14 protein-coding genes and 1 other annotated feature are annotated in these 16105 nt (G+C 40.6%); of the genes, 1 reads left to right on the forward strand and 13 read right to left on the reverse strand.

Annotated elements, in window-relative coordinates; all coding sequences use genetic code 11:
* Positions 1–50: 50 nt before the first annotated feature.
* The 12 genes from minD to NR125_RS06300 all read right to left on the reverse strand — a co-directional run bounded on the left by minD (position 51) and on the right by NR125_RS06300 (position 14242).
* Positions 51–854 (reverse strand): septum site-determining protein MinD, encoded by an 804-nt coding sequence (gene minD / locus NR125_RS06245; protein ID WP_009333123.1) that lies wholly within the window; start codon positions 852–854, stop codon positions 51–53.
* A gap of 1 nt (position 855) precedes the next feature.
* On the reverse strand, positions 856–1533 hold the full coding sequence (minC, locus tag NR125_RS06250) for a septum site-determining protein MinC (protein WP_009333124.1): 678 nt from the start codon (positions 1531–1533) through the stop codon (positions 856–858).
* Between the two features lie 273 nt (positions 1534–1806).
* The gene (mreD, locus tag NR125_RS06255) at positions 1807–2322 is read right to left on the reverse strand and encodes a rod shape-determining protein MreD (protein WP_009333126.1); all 516 of its coding nucleotides are present in this window, start codon (positions 2320–2322) and stop codon (positions 1807–1809) included.
* On the reverse strand, positions 2319–3200 hold the full coding sequence (gene mreC / locus NR125_RS06260; RefSeq protein WP_009333128.1) for a rod shape-determining protein MreC: 882 nt from the start codon (positions 3198–3200) through the stop codon (positions 2319–2321). Before mreC ends, mreD begins: the two co-directional genes overlap by 4 nt.
* A 178-nt stretch (positions 3201–3378) precedes the next feature.
* Positions 3379–4401 carry a rod shape-determining protein gene (locus tag NR125_RS06265; protein ID WP_009333129.1) on the reverse strand — a complete coding sequence of 341 codons (1023 nt, stop codon included), beginning with the start codon at positions 4399–4401 and terminating at the stop codon, positions 3379–3381.
* Between the two features lie 160 nt (positions 4402–4561).
* The gene (radC, locus tag NR125_RS06270; RefSeq protein ID WP_009333132.1) at positions 4562–5251 is read right to left on the reverse strand and encodes a RadC family protein; all 690 of its coding nucleotides are present in this window, start codon (positions 5249–5251) and stop codon (positions 4562–4564) included.
* Between the two features lie 51 nt (positions 5252–5302).
* Complete coding sequence (locus tag NR125_RS06275) at positions 5303–5872, reverse strand: Maf family protein (RefSeq protein ID WP_009333134.1); 570 nt, start codon at positions 5870–5872, stop codon at positions 5303–5305.
* Between the two features lie 232 nt (positions 5873–6104).
* Positions 6105–7184 carry an SPOR domain-containing protein gene (locus NR125_RS06280; protein WP_256814810.1) on the reverse strand — a complete coding sequence of 360 codons (1080 nt, stop codon included), beginning with the start codon at positions 7182–7184 and terminating at the stop codon, positions 6105–6107.
* 194 nt (positions 7185–7378) lie between these two features.
* Positions 7379–8131 carry a prepilin peptidase gene (locus NR125_RS06285; RefSeq protein ID WP_071156195.1) on the reverse strand — a complete coding sequence of 251 codons (753 nt, stop codon included), beginning with the start codon at positions 8129–8131 and terminating at the stop codon, positions 7379–7381.
* A gap of 281 nt (positions 8132–8412) precedes the next feature.
* Positions 8413–10062, reverse strand: coding sequence for a sensor domain-containing diguanylate cyclase (locus NR125_RS06290; RefSeq protein WP_009333140.1), 1650 nt, complete (start codon positions 10060–10062; stop codon positions 8413–8415).
* 148 nt (positions 10063–10210) lie between these two features.
* Positions 10211–11524: a bifunctional folylpolyglutamate synthase/dihydrofolate synthase gene (locus tag NR125_RS06295; RefSeq protein WP_009333142.1), complete on the reverse strand. Its 1314-nt coding sequence runs from the start codon at positions 11522–11524 to the stop codon at positions 10211–10213.
* A gap of 72 nt (positions 11525–11596) precedes the next feature.
* Positions 11597–14242, reverse strand: a complete 2646-nt coding sequence (locus NR125_RS06300) for a valine--tRNA ligase (RefSeq protein WP_009333144.1) — start codon at positions 14240–14242, stop codon at positions 11597–11599.
* Between the two features lie 55 nt (positions 14243–14297).
* Positions 14298–14554, reverse strand: a binding site (T-box leader).
* Between the two features lie 239 nt (positions 14555–14793).
* Here NR125_RS06300 and NR125_RS06305 point away from each other — a divergent pair.
* Positions 14794–14985 (forward strand): hypothetical protein, encoded by a 192-nt coding sequence (locus NR125_RS06305; protein WP_019380294.1) that lies wholly within the window; start codon positions 14794–14796, stop codon positions 14983–14985.
* A 13-nt stretch (positions 14986–14998) separates the two neighbouring features.
* On the opposite strand, the gene ysxE is transcribed toward NR125_RS06305, so the two are convergent.
* Complete coding sequence (gene ysxE, locus NR125_RS06310) at positions 14999–16057, reverse strand: spore coat protein YsxE (RefSeq protein WP_009333146.1); 1059 nt, start codon at positions 16055–16057, stop codon at positions 14999–15001.
* Positions 16058–16105: the final 48 nt, after the last annotated feature.

The raw sequence follows: 16105 nt of genomic DNA on the forward strand, positions 1-16105 counted from the left end.
AAAAAAATAAACCGGAGAAGTCTCCCCGGCTTTTGTTCGATAAATTATAATTATTTAACACCAAAAAACTTTTTTAGTTTTGAGAATACACCTTTATTCTCTTCTTCAAGAGGCTGAAGCGGAACAGCTTCACCAAGTATGCGGCGGGCGATATTACGGTAAGCAATAGAAGCCTTACTGTTAGGGTTTAATGCAATAGGCTCACCATGATTGGATGCCTTGATTACTTCATCATCATCTGCCACAATTCCAATTAAATCAATCGACAAATGTGCGGTAATTTCATCTACATCGAGCATGTCGCCATTTTTCATCATATGGCTTCTAATTCTATTTATTATCAGTTTTGGAGCCTCTACATTTTCCTCTTTTTCAAGCAAGCCGATAATCCGGTCAGCATCACGTACGGCTGAAACTTCCGGAGTGGTAACAACAATTGCTTTATCAGCACCGGCAACAGCATTTTTGTACCCCTGCTCAATTCCAGCAGGGCAGTCTATGACAATATAGTCATAATCCTGCTTTAATTCATCGACCAGCTTTTTCATCTGCTCTGGAGTAACAGCCGTCTTATCACTTGTTTGAGCAGCAGGAAGCAAATACAGCAAATCATCAAACCGTTTGTCTTTAACCACAGCCTGATGTATTTTGCACCGGCCTTCGACTACATCGACCAGATCATAAATAATGCGGTTTTCCAATCCCATCACCACATCAAGGTTTCGAAGGCCAATGTCTGTATCCACCAGGCACACTCTTTTCCCCTGAAGGGCAAGAGCAGTACCTACATTTGCGGAAGTAGTCGTTTTTCCGACTCCGCCTTTTCCGGACGTAATGACAATCGCTTCTCCCATCCTAGCTTCCCCCTTGCAATCTAGTTATATTAGGTCTCAGATGCATTAATACTTGTAATCTATCTACAGTTATTTGATCATTTTCATCTATGTAAGCACATTCCATTTCTCTTTTTTCGTCATCCTGATCCTTGTCTGGAGCCCGGTTAATACAATTGCTGATCCTTAATTGGGATGGTTTCATAAGCGAAGCAACGATCACAGCTTCCTTATTCCCATGGCATCCGGCATGGGCTATGCCTTTTAGCGCCCCCATTATAAAGATGTTTCCACCTGCCATGACAGTGCCTCCGGGGTTTACATCTCCGATAAGAAGCAGATCTCCCGCCACTTCGAGAACCTGCCCGGAACGAATCACCTTCGCAACAGATACAATTTCATTTTCTTCCTTCTGTTTTTCAGCTTCTTCTTTGGTAATGACATTCGAGCTTATAGACTCAACGATCAGGTTCTTCTTTTGCCTTATTAACTCCTTCAATTCTTCCTGCTGCTCTTCTGTGAGATAACGATTGCCGACTTGTACCCTCACTGAAAGAAGCCGGTCTTCAACCGATCTCGAGTTTTCTGAAAGCTTTCTATCAAGTTCTTTCTTCAGCTCTCCATATGAACAGGAATCATCGAGATGCAGTGTCAGACCATCTTTCGTCCCTTTTATTGTAACGTTTTGGTTTTTTTTCATTTCAAGATGTTCACCTCAATGATAAGAAACACATAAGTGCTGGTGGCACTCTATTTTAAAGCAGTCCATGAACTGCTATATTTTCAATCAGCCTCGCAGGGCCATTCTTTTAAAAATAAATTATGTCAATTATCCCTATCTAATTTGCCCATAAAGGTAGAATTCGACAGAAACCTTCTAAATTCCTTTTTTACTAAAAATTATTCATTTAAAAGAAACCGGATTAATCCGGTTTCTTTTAAATGAACTGTGAAATTATATCACTTCAAACAATTAGTCGTTTAAGCTATCTGAAAATTTTTCAGAAAGTCTTTTAAATGGATAAACAGCTAAAATAATGAAAATGGCATTTAAAATCAGAGTTGGCACGAGGCGTGACGATAGAAAAGCTGCAAAAACCATATCAGTATGGTGAATTAATAAGTTCATCTGGTAGACACCGGCCTCAAGGAGAGTGATGCCTAAAAGCACAATGATGGAAGCCATAGCCATATTTGTCTGAAGAATTTTCATCAGTTTAGTTGTAATAAAAGCAATGACTGGAAATAGAAACAGGTAAATGCCGATAATTTCAACATATACAATATCAAAAAGCAAGCCGAATAATAAGCTGTAAAGAATTCCGTGTTTTTTTGAGCCAAAGATGGTCAAAAAAAGCAATCCGGCCAGCAGGAAACGGGGAACAGCTATTTTTCCGCTGCCTAACAAATCATGCGGAGTTATTTGAACAAATATGCTTTCACCGATAAATAAGGCCAGGAGTATGAGAGGAAGAAGGAATCTTCTCACAGTTCCTCCTCCTTCTCATCAACCATTTCCATTAGCTCAGGCTGTAAAGCACCTCTTTTGACGACCATTACATGTCCAATATCGTAGAAATCTGCCCCCGGCTTAACATAGGCGGTTTGAGTGAGACCAAATTCATCAGGAACAACATCTACAACCTTCCCAATTAGTAAACTTTTAGGGAAAACACCACCTAAACCAGATGTAATTACATTTTGATCTTTTTTAATCTTAGCATCATATGGAATTCTCTTAAGCAGAAGGAGACCTTTTTCCTTATCATAGCCTTCAATTAGTCCATATTCACTTTTCTCAGCCTGTATCTCTGCAGAGATGCGATTTGTTGGGTCCATTGAACTAAGAAGCTGAACTGTTGAAGTAAAGGTATTGCTGCTTTTCACTTTGCCGATCAGGCCTTTAGACGTAATAACAGCCATGTTCGGTTCAATGCCAGCATTTTTTCCCTTATTAATGATAAGCAATTCATGCCATCTGTCGGGATTTCTTCCTATAACAGTTGCCTGCTTTGGCTCAAATTCACTTAAAGAGTCTTTCTTATCCAGAATCTCACGAAGTTCTGTATTATCCTTTTTCAGTCGCTGAACCTCAGACTCAAGGCGTGCAAGCTCATCCAGCCTTGTCTTTAGCTCTTTATTTTCTTTGTATGTATTTTGCAAGTCTTCGACATTTTCAAAGAATCCTGCCACATAATTCACTGGGCTGGAAACAGCATTTTGTATAAACCCGGTAGTATCTTTTAAAAATTGTTCAGGCCAGGTCAAATTTTCTCTATCTTTTAAAGAAAATCCAATCAATGCCACGAGAATAATAATGCTGACAAGCAAAATAATCAGGCGTTTGTTCAAAAAGAACTGTGGCATCCGTTACACCTCGATTAGTATTTTTTCAGAAAAGATTGCGCCATTCAGGCACTGCTCAACAAAATATAACATATATCTGCAAAATTATCATTTATGGTTCAAGAAAAAAACCAAATTTGAGCCCATGCACTTTTTAAGAAGTGAATGGGCTTTATCATTTTCTTATTCAGGCTTCAATTTATCTGGATTCTTTTGCTTTTGTTTTGAATAAATCGATATGGTCAAGAGCTTTTCCAGTACCAATTGCGACACAGTCCAATGGGTTTTCTGCAATAAGGACAGGCATTTTTGTTTCTTCGCTGATCACCTTGTCGAGGTTGCGAAGAAGCGCCCCCCCTCCAGTCAGGACAATACCTCGGTCCATAATATCTGCTGCCAGTTCAGGAGGAGTTTTTTCAAGAGTATTTTTTACTGCATCCACAATCGCATATACAGTATCATTCAATGCTTTTGAAATTTCTTCAGCAGTAATTTCAATTGTTTTTGGCAGGCCTGTCAGCAGGTCACGTCCGCGGATTTCCATGTTTTCAACACCTTCAGGATCTCCTGCAGAGCCAACCTCTACTTTAACGGTTTCTGCTGTACGGTCACCAATCATTAAGTTGTAAGTTTTGCGGATATAATTGATGATCGCGTCATCCATTTCATCACCGGCAATGCGGATGGATTGGCTCGTAACAATTCCGCCCAAGGAGATGATGGCAACTTCGGTAGTTCCTCCCCCGATATCAACCACCATGCTTCCTGTCGGTTCCCAAACAGGAAGATTAGCCCCGATTGCAGCGGCAAACGGCTCTTCGATGGTATAAGCATCGCGTGCCCCTGCCTGGCGGGTTGCATCGACAACAGCACGTTCTTCAACAGCTGTAATGCCGGATGGCACACAAACCATTACATATGGCTTGCCTGCAAAGAAGCCCTTATTTTTATTGGCTTGTTTAATATAATATTTCATCATGACAGCGGTTGTTTCATAATCCGCAATAACGCCATCCTTCATTGGACGGAGCGCAACAATATTGCCAGGTGTACGGCCGATCATATTTTTTGCATCATTGCCGACAGCTACAATATTTTTAGTATCTGTCTGCAGTGCTACTACTGACGGCTCTCTGACAACAATTCCTTTTCCTTTAACATAGACAAGTGTATTAGCTGTTCCTAAATCTATTCCAAGGTCTCTAGTACCGATTCCAAACATAAATGGTATCTCCCTTTCTGATACAAATTGCTCATTTTCCTAAGTAAGGTATTTTAATGGAATTTTCTTTAATTTTTCTAGTACAATGAGCCTCCAAAATGCGAGGCATCTCAAAAATCATAACCAATATTATAGCGTAACGTCAAATAAAAACATAGTGTTATAAATACCCTTTTTCCTTTAAACTGACAAATTTATTTTCACCGATGATAAGATGGTCCAGCACTTCAATGCCGATTATTTTCCCGGACTCTGCAAGTCTCTTGGTTACTTCAATATCTTCCCGGCTTGGAGTCGGATCACCGCTCGGATGATTATGAATGCAGATAATCGACGCAGCCGATCTGCGAAAGGCCTCTTTAAAAACCTCTCTCGGATGAACAATTGAAGCATTCAGGCTTCCAATAAAGATGGTCTTCTTATGAAGCACCTGATTTTTTGTATTTAAATAAAGGCATACAAAATGTTCCTGAGACAGGAATCGCATATCATGCATGACATAATTTGCTCCATCCTCAGGAGAACGGATAGTATATCTGTCGTCATATGTGAGAGTTGAAATCCTCCGGCCAATTTCAACTGCTGCCAGCAGCTGTATTGCCTTTGCCGATCCTATTCCTTTAATGGCCGTTATTTCATCCAGGGATGCATCCTTTAATAGCCGGAGTCCTTCAAAATGGGTAATAAGCCTGTTCGCTAATTGGAGGACAGATTCATCTTTCGTGCCTGTTCTGAGTAATATCGCTATCAGTTCGTGATTGGATAAGCTTTGCGGACCATTTAGGACAAAGCGCTCACGAGGGCGTTCATCTTGAGGGAAATCTTTAATCAATAGAGTATCCGTTTGCATATTTTCCTCCCTAAACTCTGGGGCCAGGAGCTGAGGATGAAAAAAAGTATATTAAGGAAGCGAATATCCTGCTTTCCTTAGTTCACGAACCGTTCTGGAGACAGGAAGGCCGACAACAGAGAAATAATCTCCATTTATGCTTTTTACAAGCATGCTGCCAATGCCTTGTATCCCATATGCACCTGCCTTGTCAAATGGTTCACCGGTGCCGATATAAGAGTCAATTTCTTCATCTGTTAACTCCCAGAACACCACCTCGGTTTTTTCATAAAATGTAATTACATTTTCAGGCGTCACGATGGATACACCTGTGTAAACAGAATGGGTGGTTCCAGACAGACTTTTGAGCATAGTGAAGGCTTCCTTGCTGCTGCCTGGCTTTCCTAAAACATTGCCGTCTTTAACTACAACTGTATCTGAGCCAATTACATATGAATCAGGGTGTTTATTAAATACAGCCTGTGCCTTTCTATGGGCAAGCTCCTTCACGATCTCTCCTGGTTTCAGCACTGGATCAAAACTTTCATCGACATCACTGCTGGAGACTTCAAATTGCAAATGAAGATTTTCAAGAAGTTCTTTTCGCCGCGGGGAAGAAGAGGCTAAAATGAGGTTTTGCATGTAATCACCTTACCTTTATGTATCATATTGGGAGATACAGATTAATCGTATCAAAAAATTGCCAGACAAACAATTTTTAAGAGGTAATTTGTTGATATTTTTATCATAAATTATCGAAATGTGGCAAAAAGAAAGAGTCTGTCTAAATTTCCCGAACAGACTCCATTTAATATGTGATATTTCCCAGAAAATATTCGAATCGGATAAAATTATGGCACAATATGCCGGGACCTTACTGCCCGTCTGACTGGAGCAGAGACTGATAAGCGGCAAGAAATGCCAGCAGGTGCTCCTGAATTTTACCGGCTGATGCAGAATCCCCTGCCTGCTGGTAAGTTTCTATTTGCTTCGAGGCATCCAAAAGTTCCTCTTTTATAGATGTCAGGCTTTTATTTTGAATTTGATCTGCCTGCAGTTCATTCACTGCCTTGCTATGATTTTTTATTTCCTGAGCCGTCTCTGGCGTTATGGAGCTGCCGAGAGAGGCACTGGCAGCGCCTTCTGAGAGGCTTTGATATAAAGCAGGTGCAATGTCAGCCAGCTTTTTCTCTTCAGCATTCAGCCCTTCAATTACTTTACCTTCAAAGGCAACTTCTTTTGCAAATACATCAATTCCTTTGCTTTTTAGATCGGCACCTATTTCCTTCGCCTGATCAAGACTTCCGGTTACCCCTAAAAAAAGAAAAGTCTGCTCTCCCATTTTTAATGATTGGCTATAGACTCCTTTTTGCGAGTTCGCTTCCTGGACTTGCTGTGCTGCCTCACTGTTTGACCATACGCCGCCTTGAACTACGTATGCTGTTAATGTTTCTAATTCTGCGGCTGCAGCGGGAGCCTGCTGATTTGATGCTGCCGGAGTTTCTTTAATTGGAGGCGCCACAGTTTCGCCTGCCTGATCGGTAAATACCAGCTTCAGCATGATGAATCCGAAGCCAGTCCCAAGCAGAACAGCAAAAAAGACAGCCAGAAAAATGGATGTTAAGAATCCTTGCTTATTTCTTCCCTGGAATTTGTTAGCCAGTGTACTCAAACCATTTTTAGCTGGTGATTTAGGAGGGGCTGCTATTTTATATTCCTTTATATCCGCATCTTCCGTTTCCTCAGGCAGAATCCAGTCAAAGCTGTCATCCGCCTCTTTGCCAGCCGCTGTTTGTATGGATGCGAAAAATTCAGTTTGTTCCTGTTTTTTCTGTCTATCCAGCTGTCTCGGATCCCATGCTTTTTCCTGCATTTCTTCCTTTTTCTCCTGAAACGGACGGTCCTTGCCATTTATCTTAATCGTGATCGTTTTCTCGCTTTTAGGCTTGTCCATATCTCATCCTCCTTCCGTGCCGTTTCCTGAATTGTTTTCATCCTAACATAAGAAAAAAAAAAAATAACAAGACTTTTGTCGTCTTGCTACGGAAGGATTTCGTCAAATTTTTCATTTTGATTTTCAGTTAGATCTAATTTATTTATAGGTATTCCTTCATTGCCATCAGAATAGAAAAATTACAGATTTTATACTCACAGGACTGCGTGAAAGTACCATTTTATCAATTCATTGCCATAAAAGTAAGCAATTATTGTTCCCAAACCAATAAAAGGACCGAATGGAATTGGTTTTCCCTTTTTCACAACTCCTATAAGCATGCCTGTACCACCTAGAAATGCACCAAACAAAGTGGCTAGAAAAAACGAAAGCAACACAAGCTTCACACCTAAAGCAATACCAATAACTGAGTATAGTTTTATATCACCTCCACCCATGCCGCCTTTACTGATTACAGCTATAAATAAAAGGAGTAAAAAACCAAGTATCCCACCTGCTAAACTGTCCCACCAAGGAGAAAGAGGAATAAGAATACGTTCTGCTGTTAGGATCACACCAAAAACTAAGAGAACTTTATTTGGAATGATCATATATTTATAGTCAGATACAAATATAATGACCATAAGGGAAACTAGTGTCCAGGCAACAATCACCTCGGAAGTCCACCCTAAAATTAATGGAGCAGCAGCAAACAAAGTACCTGTCGAAAGCTCTGCAGCCGGATATAAGGCTGAAATTGACACCTTACAGCGCCTGCATTTTCCACCTAGAAATACATAAGACAGAATTGGGATAAGCTCCAAATATGATAAAGTATGCTTACAGTGTTTACAATGAGATCTCGGCTTTACTATTGATTGATTTTCAGGAACTCTTAGGCCAACTACATTGTAGAAAGAACCTAATATGGTACCGAATAAAAATAATATTATTAAGAGATTTACCATAAATATCAACGCGCCGGCGCAGGCACAAGAAAGCTGGATTTCCTCAGTGTCCTATTTTATATAGAGGTCCTCAATATTGTGATATGCCCGCAGCTTGTTTCCTCCTCCAAAATTTGTAAAACCAAAAAAATATAAATATACTTGGACAGTATATGTGTATTCTTTATGAACTTCAATGATGTATATCACTAACATTACACCAATACACTATAGGACCAATATATTAATAGGTAAAAAGGTTTATTTTCACAAAAAAATCCTTTTGACAAACAAAAGGATTTTTACTTCACATATTCCGCAACCCTATTTCTCCCTGCCCGCTTCGCTCCAACATATAATGCCCTGTCAGCATGGCGTATAAGGGCCAGTGAATCATCAGCATCTTCAGGTGCAGCAGCTACCCCAATGGAGGCAGTTATATAAACTTTTGTGCTGCTGCTGCTTCCATCGATGTTCTGTTTGAGTATGAATGGACGGTTAGCTATGGTCTGCCTGATAAGCTCTGCCCAGGCAAGCGTATCTTCTTTGCTTGTATCCGGCATTAAGACAACAAATTCTTCTCCGCCATATCTGGCAGCAATTCCTGCTTCATCTATTAAATTTGCCAGCCTTCCTGCCAGTTCGCAGAGGATTTCATTTCCGCTTTGGTGCCCATAAGTATCGTTCACTTTTTTAAAATGATCGATGTCAAGGATGATGAGTGAAAGGAATTCTCTTTCACCATTTTGCAATCTGCTGAATTCTTCATTTAATTTAGCTTCCATATATCTATAATTGAATAGTTTCGTTAACGCGCAGCGCTCGCTTTTGGCTTTTGTTTCCTCATAGTGCTTTGCATTCTCTATTGCTATTGCAAAGTGCGAACATAAAATATCGACAATCATGAGCTGTGACTTTTCATAGGACCTCTTTTTTGCTGAAGAAAGCAGCAGTATCCCCAATACTTCATTGCTCCGGACTATTGGAACACAAATAAGGCTTTCGGCATCTTCAGGCAAGAATTCCTTAGCAATGCCTTTCCATTTCTTCCGCGAATGGAAAAGGGCAGATTTTCGGGTACCCAAAACCAATCCGCTGATTCCCTCACTTTTTTTGGTAGGCTTAAGGTCATTCGGCTTTATTTGTCCATGCTCAATTCGGTAAATGGAGTGAAGTTCATCGTTATCCTTAATATCAAGAATATAGGCATAGTCAACAGGCAACATTTCGCTCAATTTCAAAATGAAAAGCTCCATAACCTCATTCACATCAAGGCGCTCTGCCATTTGATGCCCTATATCTGCGGCTTTTTGAAGGTAATCAATAACCTTTTCACTTGAGTAATAAAGATGAAGAATGATAGAAAGACTTACAAATGGGACCCCTACAAACAGCAGTGCAAGAATTCCCACTTCAGAATATAAAATGTAAAGGATAAGGCCAATCGGGAATGTTATGAGAGAAGTAACAGTTTCCCATATAAGGTCTTTTTCCAGAAAGGAAATTTTCCTGCCATACAATGCAGCCTGAATTACACTGATTAATACCTGATTTAAAGTAAAATGGATTATCGGGTATGCTGCAGCAATCCAGAAATATTGGGGATTTTCTATTAGATCTACGCCTATTTTGCCACCCATTGCAAAGTAAGCCAGCCCGCTCAATAAAGATAATGTAAAGAACAAAAGTGAGTTAAGCGGCAGACGAAACAGCTGATCCTTTTGTATTTTCAGCCTTAATAGAAGTACCAGGATCCCCAATTGTACCATTATCATTTCAGCAAAGAGCCCAAAGGTTAAAAACACTGCCATCGTAACCCATTGAATTAAAAAGATTGGTGTATTATTGATTACCATCGGCATGGAAGAAACGAAAAACATCAATATGAAAAAGGCAAACAAACTGATTCCCTGTCCTGAAAAATCTGGAGGGTAAAAATGATAGGTTAGCATGGAACCTGCAGGAAATATTAATATCCATAATAACCATATTATTTTTTTGGCTTGTGAACTAACGATCTTTTCCCCCTCCTCCAATTTATTCAGGAAAATAGTCGGATAACACGAACATTTTATCAAATTTTCTAACTTTTGTCATATTTCATTTATTTTTTTTCAAAAGATTCAAAAGAATAGGCTTCACTTCTGAGAGGAAGTAAAGTGATCCGGTAATAACCAGTACGCTGTTTTTTCCTGCTTCACGCAGTTCAGCCTCCAATAGCTCCTTCCAGTCCGTATGAAACTGTCTCCTGCTGTTTTTACTGAGATTATATAAATCTTCAGCTGCTGCTGCTCTCGGAAACTCAAATTCGGTAAAGGTGATGCGATCTGCAGCAGAATCAAGCTTACCGATCATTTTATCAAGCTTTTTATCAGCAAGTGCAGCGAATACAATATTTTTGCTTTTATCCTCAAAACGGTTGTTCAGCTCAGCAGTTAAGGCAGCTATCCCTTCTTCATTATGCGCTCCATCTATTACTACCAGCGGGTCTTCAGATAGAATTTCAAATCGCCCGGGCCAGAAAGCTTTTTTCAATCCCGCTCTAATATGATTTACCTCTATAAGGAAAGAATAAAATTTATTCAATAGCTCTGCTGCCATTACAGCAAGGGAAGCATTTTCAGTCTGGTGTTTTCCGCTCATTCCTGTCTCAAGATCAGGGAAGTTCTGAAAGACTGTCTTAAGGGAGAAGAATTCTCCCAGGTCCAGGGATTTATGATCAGAAATAGCAAACTCATTCCCCAGCTGATAAACTGGTGACTTCATGCTTAAAGCTTTATCTTGAATAACAGCGAGCGCTTCTTCTTGTTTAACAGCTGTAATCACACTGACTCCAGGTTTAATGATTCCCGCTTTTTCAAAAGCGATTTCCTCGTATGTATTCCCAAGGATAGCTGTATGGTCGAGTCCGATGCTTGTAATGATTGATAATATAGGATAGATGATGTTCGTAGAGTCATACCTTCCGCCAAGGCCCACTTCAAACAAAACGAGATCCACCGGCTGTACATGGCCAAAATATTGGAAAGCCATGGCGGTAATGATTTCAAACTCGGTTGGACCGCCGAGTTCCGTCTGTTCCAATTCAATCGCAAGCGGATATATATCATTAGCAAGCCGAACAAGATCTTCATCGTTAATTGGAATTCCGTTCAGAGAAATCCGTTCATTAAATTTCTCAAAATATGGCGATGTAAAAGTTCCGACAGAATAACCCGCCTCCTGAAGAATGGATCTTAGAAACGTTACAGTTGAGCCTTTACCATTCGTTCCGCCAATATGGATGGACTTAATTCTTCTTTCGGGATGCCCGAGTTTTTCCATCATCCATTCCATCCTTTGCAGTCCCGGCTTCATCCCAAGTCTTAGCCTTGAATGAATCCATTCCAGTGCTTCCTCATAAGTAGAAAACATATATACATGCACCTCCGTTATACAGGAAGGAAGACGAATCCTTCATATGGACCCGCCTTCCGCAACTATTAATTATTCTCCTTTTAGCTCTTTAATGCGAGTTTCTACAGCAGCTCTCTTCTCGCTGTAGTCTTGTTCTTTTGCTTTCTCTTCTTCAATTACCTTTTCAGGCGCTTTTTTAATAAAGCCTTCGTTTGAAAGTTTCTTCTGGACTCTTTCAACTTCTTTATTTAATTTATCCCACTCTTTCTGAAGGCGGGCAACTTCTTCTTCAATGTTAATCAGGCCTTCAAGCGGAAGGATGATTTCTGCACCAGTCACAACTGCTGTCATCGCCTTATCAGGCGTCTCAACATTCAGAGCCAGCACTAGTTCTTCTGGGTTACAGAATCGTTCAATATAGGCACGGTTATTTTCCAGTGTGCCCAGAATTTCCTCATCCTTAGCTTTTACCATCATTTTAATCTTCTTGCTCATAGGCGTGTTTACTTCAGCACGGCTGTTGCGGACAGAGCGAATAATTTCTACAAGCAGCTTCATTTCATTTGCAGCCTGGTTATCAGTGTATTCATTGTTAACTGCCGGCCATTGTGCAGCCGTAATGGATTCACCTGAATGAGGAAGATTCTGCCAAATTTCTTCCGTGATAAATGGCATAAATGGATGCAGCAGACGCATTGTATTGTCCAGAACATATGCCAGGATGGAACGGGTGGTTTTCTTGGCAGCTTCATCTTCTCCGTACAGCGGAAGCTTTGCCATTTCGATATACCAATCACAGAAGTCATCCCAAATGAAGTTATACAGCACTCGGCCAACCTCGCCAAACTCATAGCGGTCAGATAATCTTGTAACCGTCTCAATAGTTTCATTCAAACGGGTTAATATCCATTTATCAGCAACAGACTTTTCACCGCTTAAATCAATTTCTTCATATGTTAATCCATCCATGTTCATTAATGCAAATCGGGATGCATTCCAGATTTTATTGGCAAAGTTCCATGTTGCCTCAACCTTTTCCATACTGAAGCGCAGATCCTGTCCCGGCGAGCTTCCTGTAGAAAGGAAATAGCGGAGTGAATCAGCACCATACTGATCAATTACATCCATTGGATCAACGCCATTTCCAAGGGACTTACTCATCTTGCGTCCCTGTGAGTCACGAACAAGACCATGAATTAATACATCCTGGAATGGACGCTCCCCTGTAAATTCGAGACCTTGGAAGATCATTCGTGATACCCAGAAGAAAATGATGTCATAGCCAGTTACCAAAGCAGCAGTCGGATAGTATCTCTTGAAATCGCTTGAGTCTGTATCCGGCCAGCCCATTGTTGAAAATGGCCATAGAGCTGAACTGAACCAGGTATCCAAAACATCTTTGTCCTGTTCCCAGTTTTCAATATCTTCTGGTGCTTCGTGCCCTACGAAAACCTCACCTGTCTCTTTGTGGTACCAGGCCGGGATCCGATGCCCCCACCAAAGCTGGCGTGAAATACACCAGTCACGAATATTTTCCATCCAGCGCAAATACGTTTTTTCAAATCGCTCTGGAACAAAGTTTACTTTTTCCTCTTTAGTTTGAAGAGCGATGGCTTCATCAGCAAGAGGCTGCATCTTTACAAACCATTGTGTTGAAAGGTAAGGTTCAACAACTGCGCCGCTGCGCTCTGAATGGCCCACAGAATGCATATGCTCTTCAATTTTGAAAAGCACTCCTTCGTCCTGAAGATCCTTCACGATTTGCTTGCGGCATTCAAAGCGGTCCATACCTTGGTATTTACCGGCTCGGCTGTTCATTGTGCCGTCTTCATTCATTACAAGAATTCTTTCAAGATTGTGGCGGTTTCCTATTTCAAAATCATTTGGGTCATGAGCCGGCGTAATTTTTACTGCGCCGGATCCGAAATCCATTTCTACATAATCATCTGCAACAATCGGAATTTCGCGTCCTGTGATCGGCAGTTTAACCGTTTTGCCGATTAAATGCTTATAGCGGTCATCTTCCGGATGTACTGCTACAGCTGTATCGCCAAGCATCGTTTCAGGGCGTGTAGTGGCAATTTCGATATGTCCTGAACCATCCGTTAAAGGATATCTCATATGGTAGAAGGCACCCTGAACATCCTTATAAATAACTTCGATATCAGAAAGAGCCGTTTTTGTAGACGGATCCCAGTTAATAATATACTCGCCGCGATAAATCAATCCTTTATTATAAAGTGAAACGAAAACTTCTCTTACAGCTTTTGAAAGGCCTTCATCCAGTGTAAAACGTTCGCGGCTGTAATCAAGTCCCAATCCAAGCTTTGACCATTGCTGGCGGATATGGCTGGCATACTCCTCTTTCCACTTCCATGTTTCTTCTACAAATTTTTCACGGCCTAAATCATAGCGGCTTTTGCCGTCATTGCGAAGCTTTTCTTCAACCTTTGCCTGAGTGGCGATGCCCGCATGGTCCATTCCTGGAAGCCATAGAACATCGTATCCCTGCATTCGCTTCATTCGAGTAAGGATATCCTGAAGAGTTGTATCCCATGCATGACCGAGATGAAGCTTTCCTGTTACATTCGGAGGCGGAATCACAATTGTATATGGCTGCTTTGTTTCATCGTCTTTTGCTTCAAAGAATTTACCTTCCAGCCACCAGTCATATCGTCCTTTTTCAATCGCCTGCGGATCATATTTCGTCGGCATTGATAATTCATTATTATCCATGTGTCATTCTTCCTTTCTGAAAGCAATCCAAAAAAATAAAAAACTCCATTCGCCATAAAAGGACGAATGGAGTTTGCTTCGCGGTACCACCTTTTTTTCAATCACTAAAGAAAATCAGGGAAAGACATTCTTATAGAGATTGACACTTAAACAGATAACGGATTTCCCGTCTTTTACTACTTGGCTGCAGCCTTTCGCAAAAGATGCTCTAGGGCGACCTTCCAACAGTTTTGCCTGGATAACCTTTCAGCTGCTGGTTTTCCTCTCTAAAAGGCAAATCGCCATTGTACTCTTCCCTGTCTTAGCATCGATATACAATTTTATATATAAAATATACTACCGAAAAAAGACTGTTATAGTCAATAAGGATACCCGAGTTTTTTATATATTATTCATTATTTCTACCGAAGTGATGATGATTTTGCCCGAAAAAGACTTCTTTAGGGGAGTTTTAAAATACTGTTATACAGGAAAGAAACGAAAATAGGCACTTTACCGAAAAATGAATCATAGAATATACATATGAACATTCGGGAAAGGGGCATGCGACAATGAGAAGAAAATATAATCCTTACACACTGCCTCCCTGGTTAAGAACTTTCAGGAATGTATGTGCACAGTTCATAATCCCGTTCTGTGTTTTTCAAGGCATAAGAACAATTTTGTTGCCTACCACCTTTGATGTACTGCTGCTATCGCTGTTCATTCTGATTGCTATTGCTTTCCATCTTCAATTGGTTTAGGAGCCCGCATCTTTTAGCTTTGGGCTCCTTCTTGTGCTTGAGCTTCGGCAGCTGCTTTTGCTTCTTGTTTTTGCCTCTCGATTTCATCGATTCTCATTACAGCATATTCAATATTTTTCAAGAGCCAATACTGCCTTTGCAAATGCTGGACAGCCTTTCTTTCTCCCCTTTTACTCTCCCCTTTATAATATTGTTCGGCCGCCCTGATAATAGGACCCGGATGAGCAAAGTAGCTTTGAAACAGCAGCATCTCATCGTCTCTGAATGGAAAGTATTTCATATAGGTGTAAATCCACTCTACACATTCTTCTGATCTTTTTGGATAAGTTTTCAGTGTCCTTGATAAAAACGGCAATATATCATGGAGCGGCGACCCCTGTCTTGCATTTTCGAAATTCGTGAAGTACCCATATCCCCTATCATCGTAAAGAAAATGCTCGGTTGAAACTTTCCCATGGACGATTACCGTTCGTGCTTTGTCGCTTTCTTTTGTTTTTTCATACCAATCTTTAAATTTGTTTGTGGAGAATTTTAGTCCCTGGCTGACGTCGTGATAATATAGGGAAAACATTAGCTCAAAAGGAGACATATACTCTTTTCTTTCACAGGCTTCGATAAATCCCTCCAAGAACTCCTTTTCTTTCTCCCATTCCTGCAAAGTTTTTTCATAATGTTCGGTTCTGTCTTCCTTGTTTATAGGAACTTCCCTCGAGGACAATGTATGCAGTCTTGCCAATTCCCTCAGCATCTGCTGATGCCTCTCAAATCTATCCTCTTTTTCTTCATTAGGCATCCATGGCATTAAATAATATAATTCATTCTGATGGAGCACCCCATATCTTCCATCCACCGTCGGGTAAATAGGGACAATTCTGTTATAGCCTTTTTGAAAGAGGGTTTGTACATGCCTTATAAAATCTGCTCCATGCTGAGGCTTTATTTTCTTCAAGGCAAATACACCTTTGCTGCTGTATACCTTCTGAACTCTCCCAAACTCCTCTACAAAATGCGGCTCTATTGAATAATGATTTAAAATAGGGGAGACTTTCCGCAGCCGATTTTTTTCTTCCACCTTAACCACTCACTTTCCAGAATGAGAAAGAATGATGTTATTCTAAAA

Source organism: Cytobacillus sp. Bac17, assembly GCF_024519925.1.
GTDB lineage: Bacteria > Bacillota > Bacilli > Bacillales > Cytobacillaceae > Cytobacillus > Cytobacillus pseudoceanisediminis.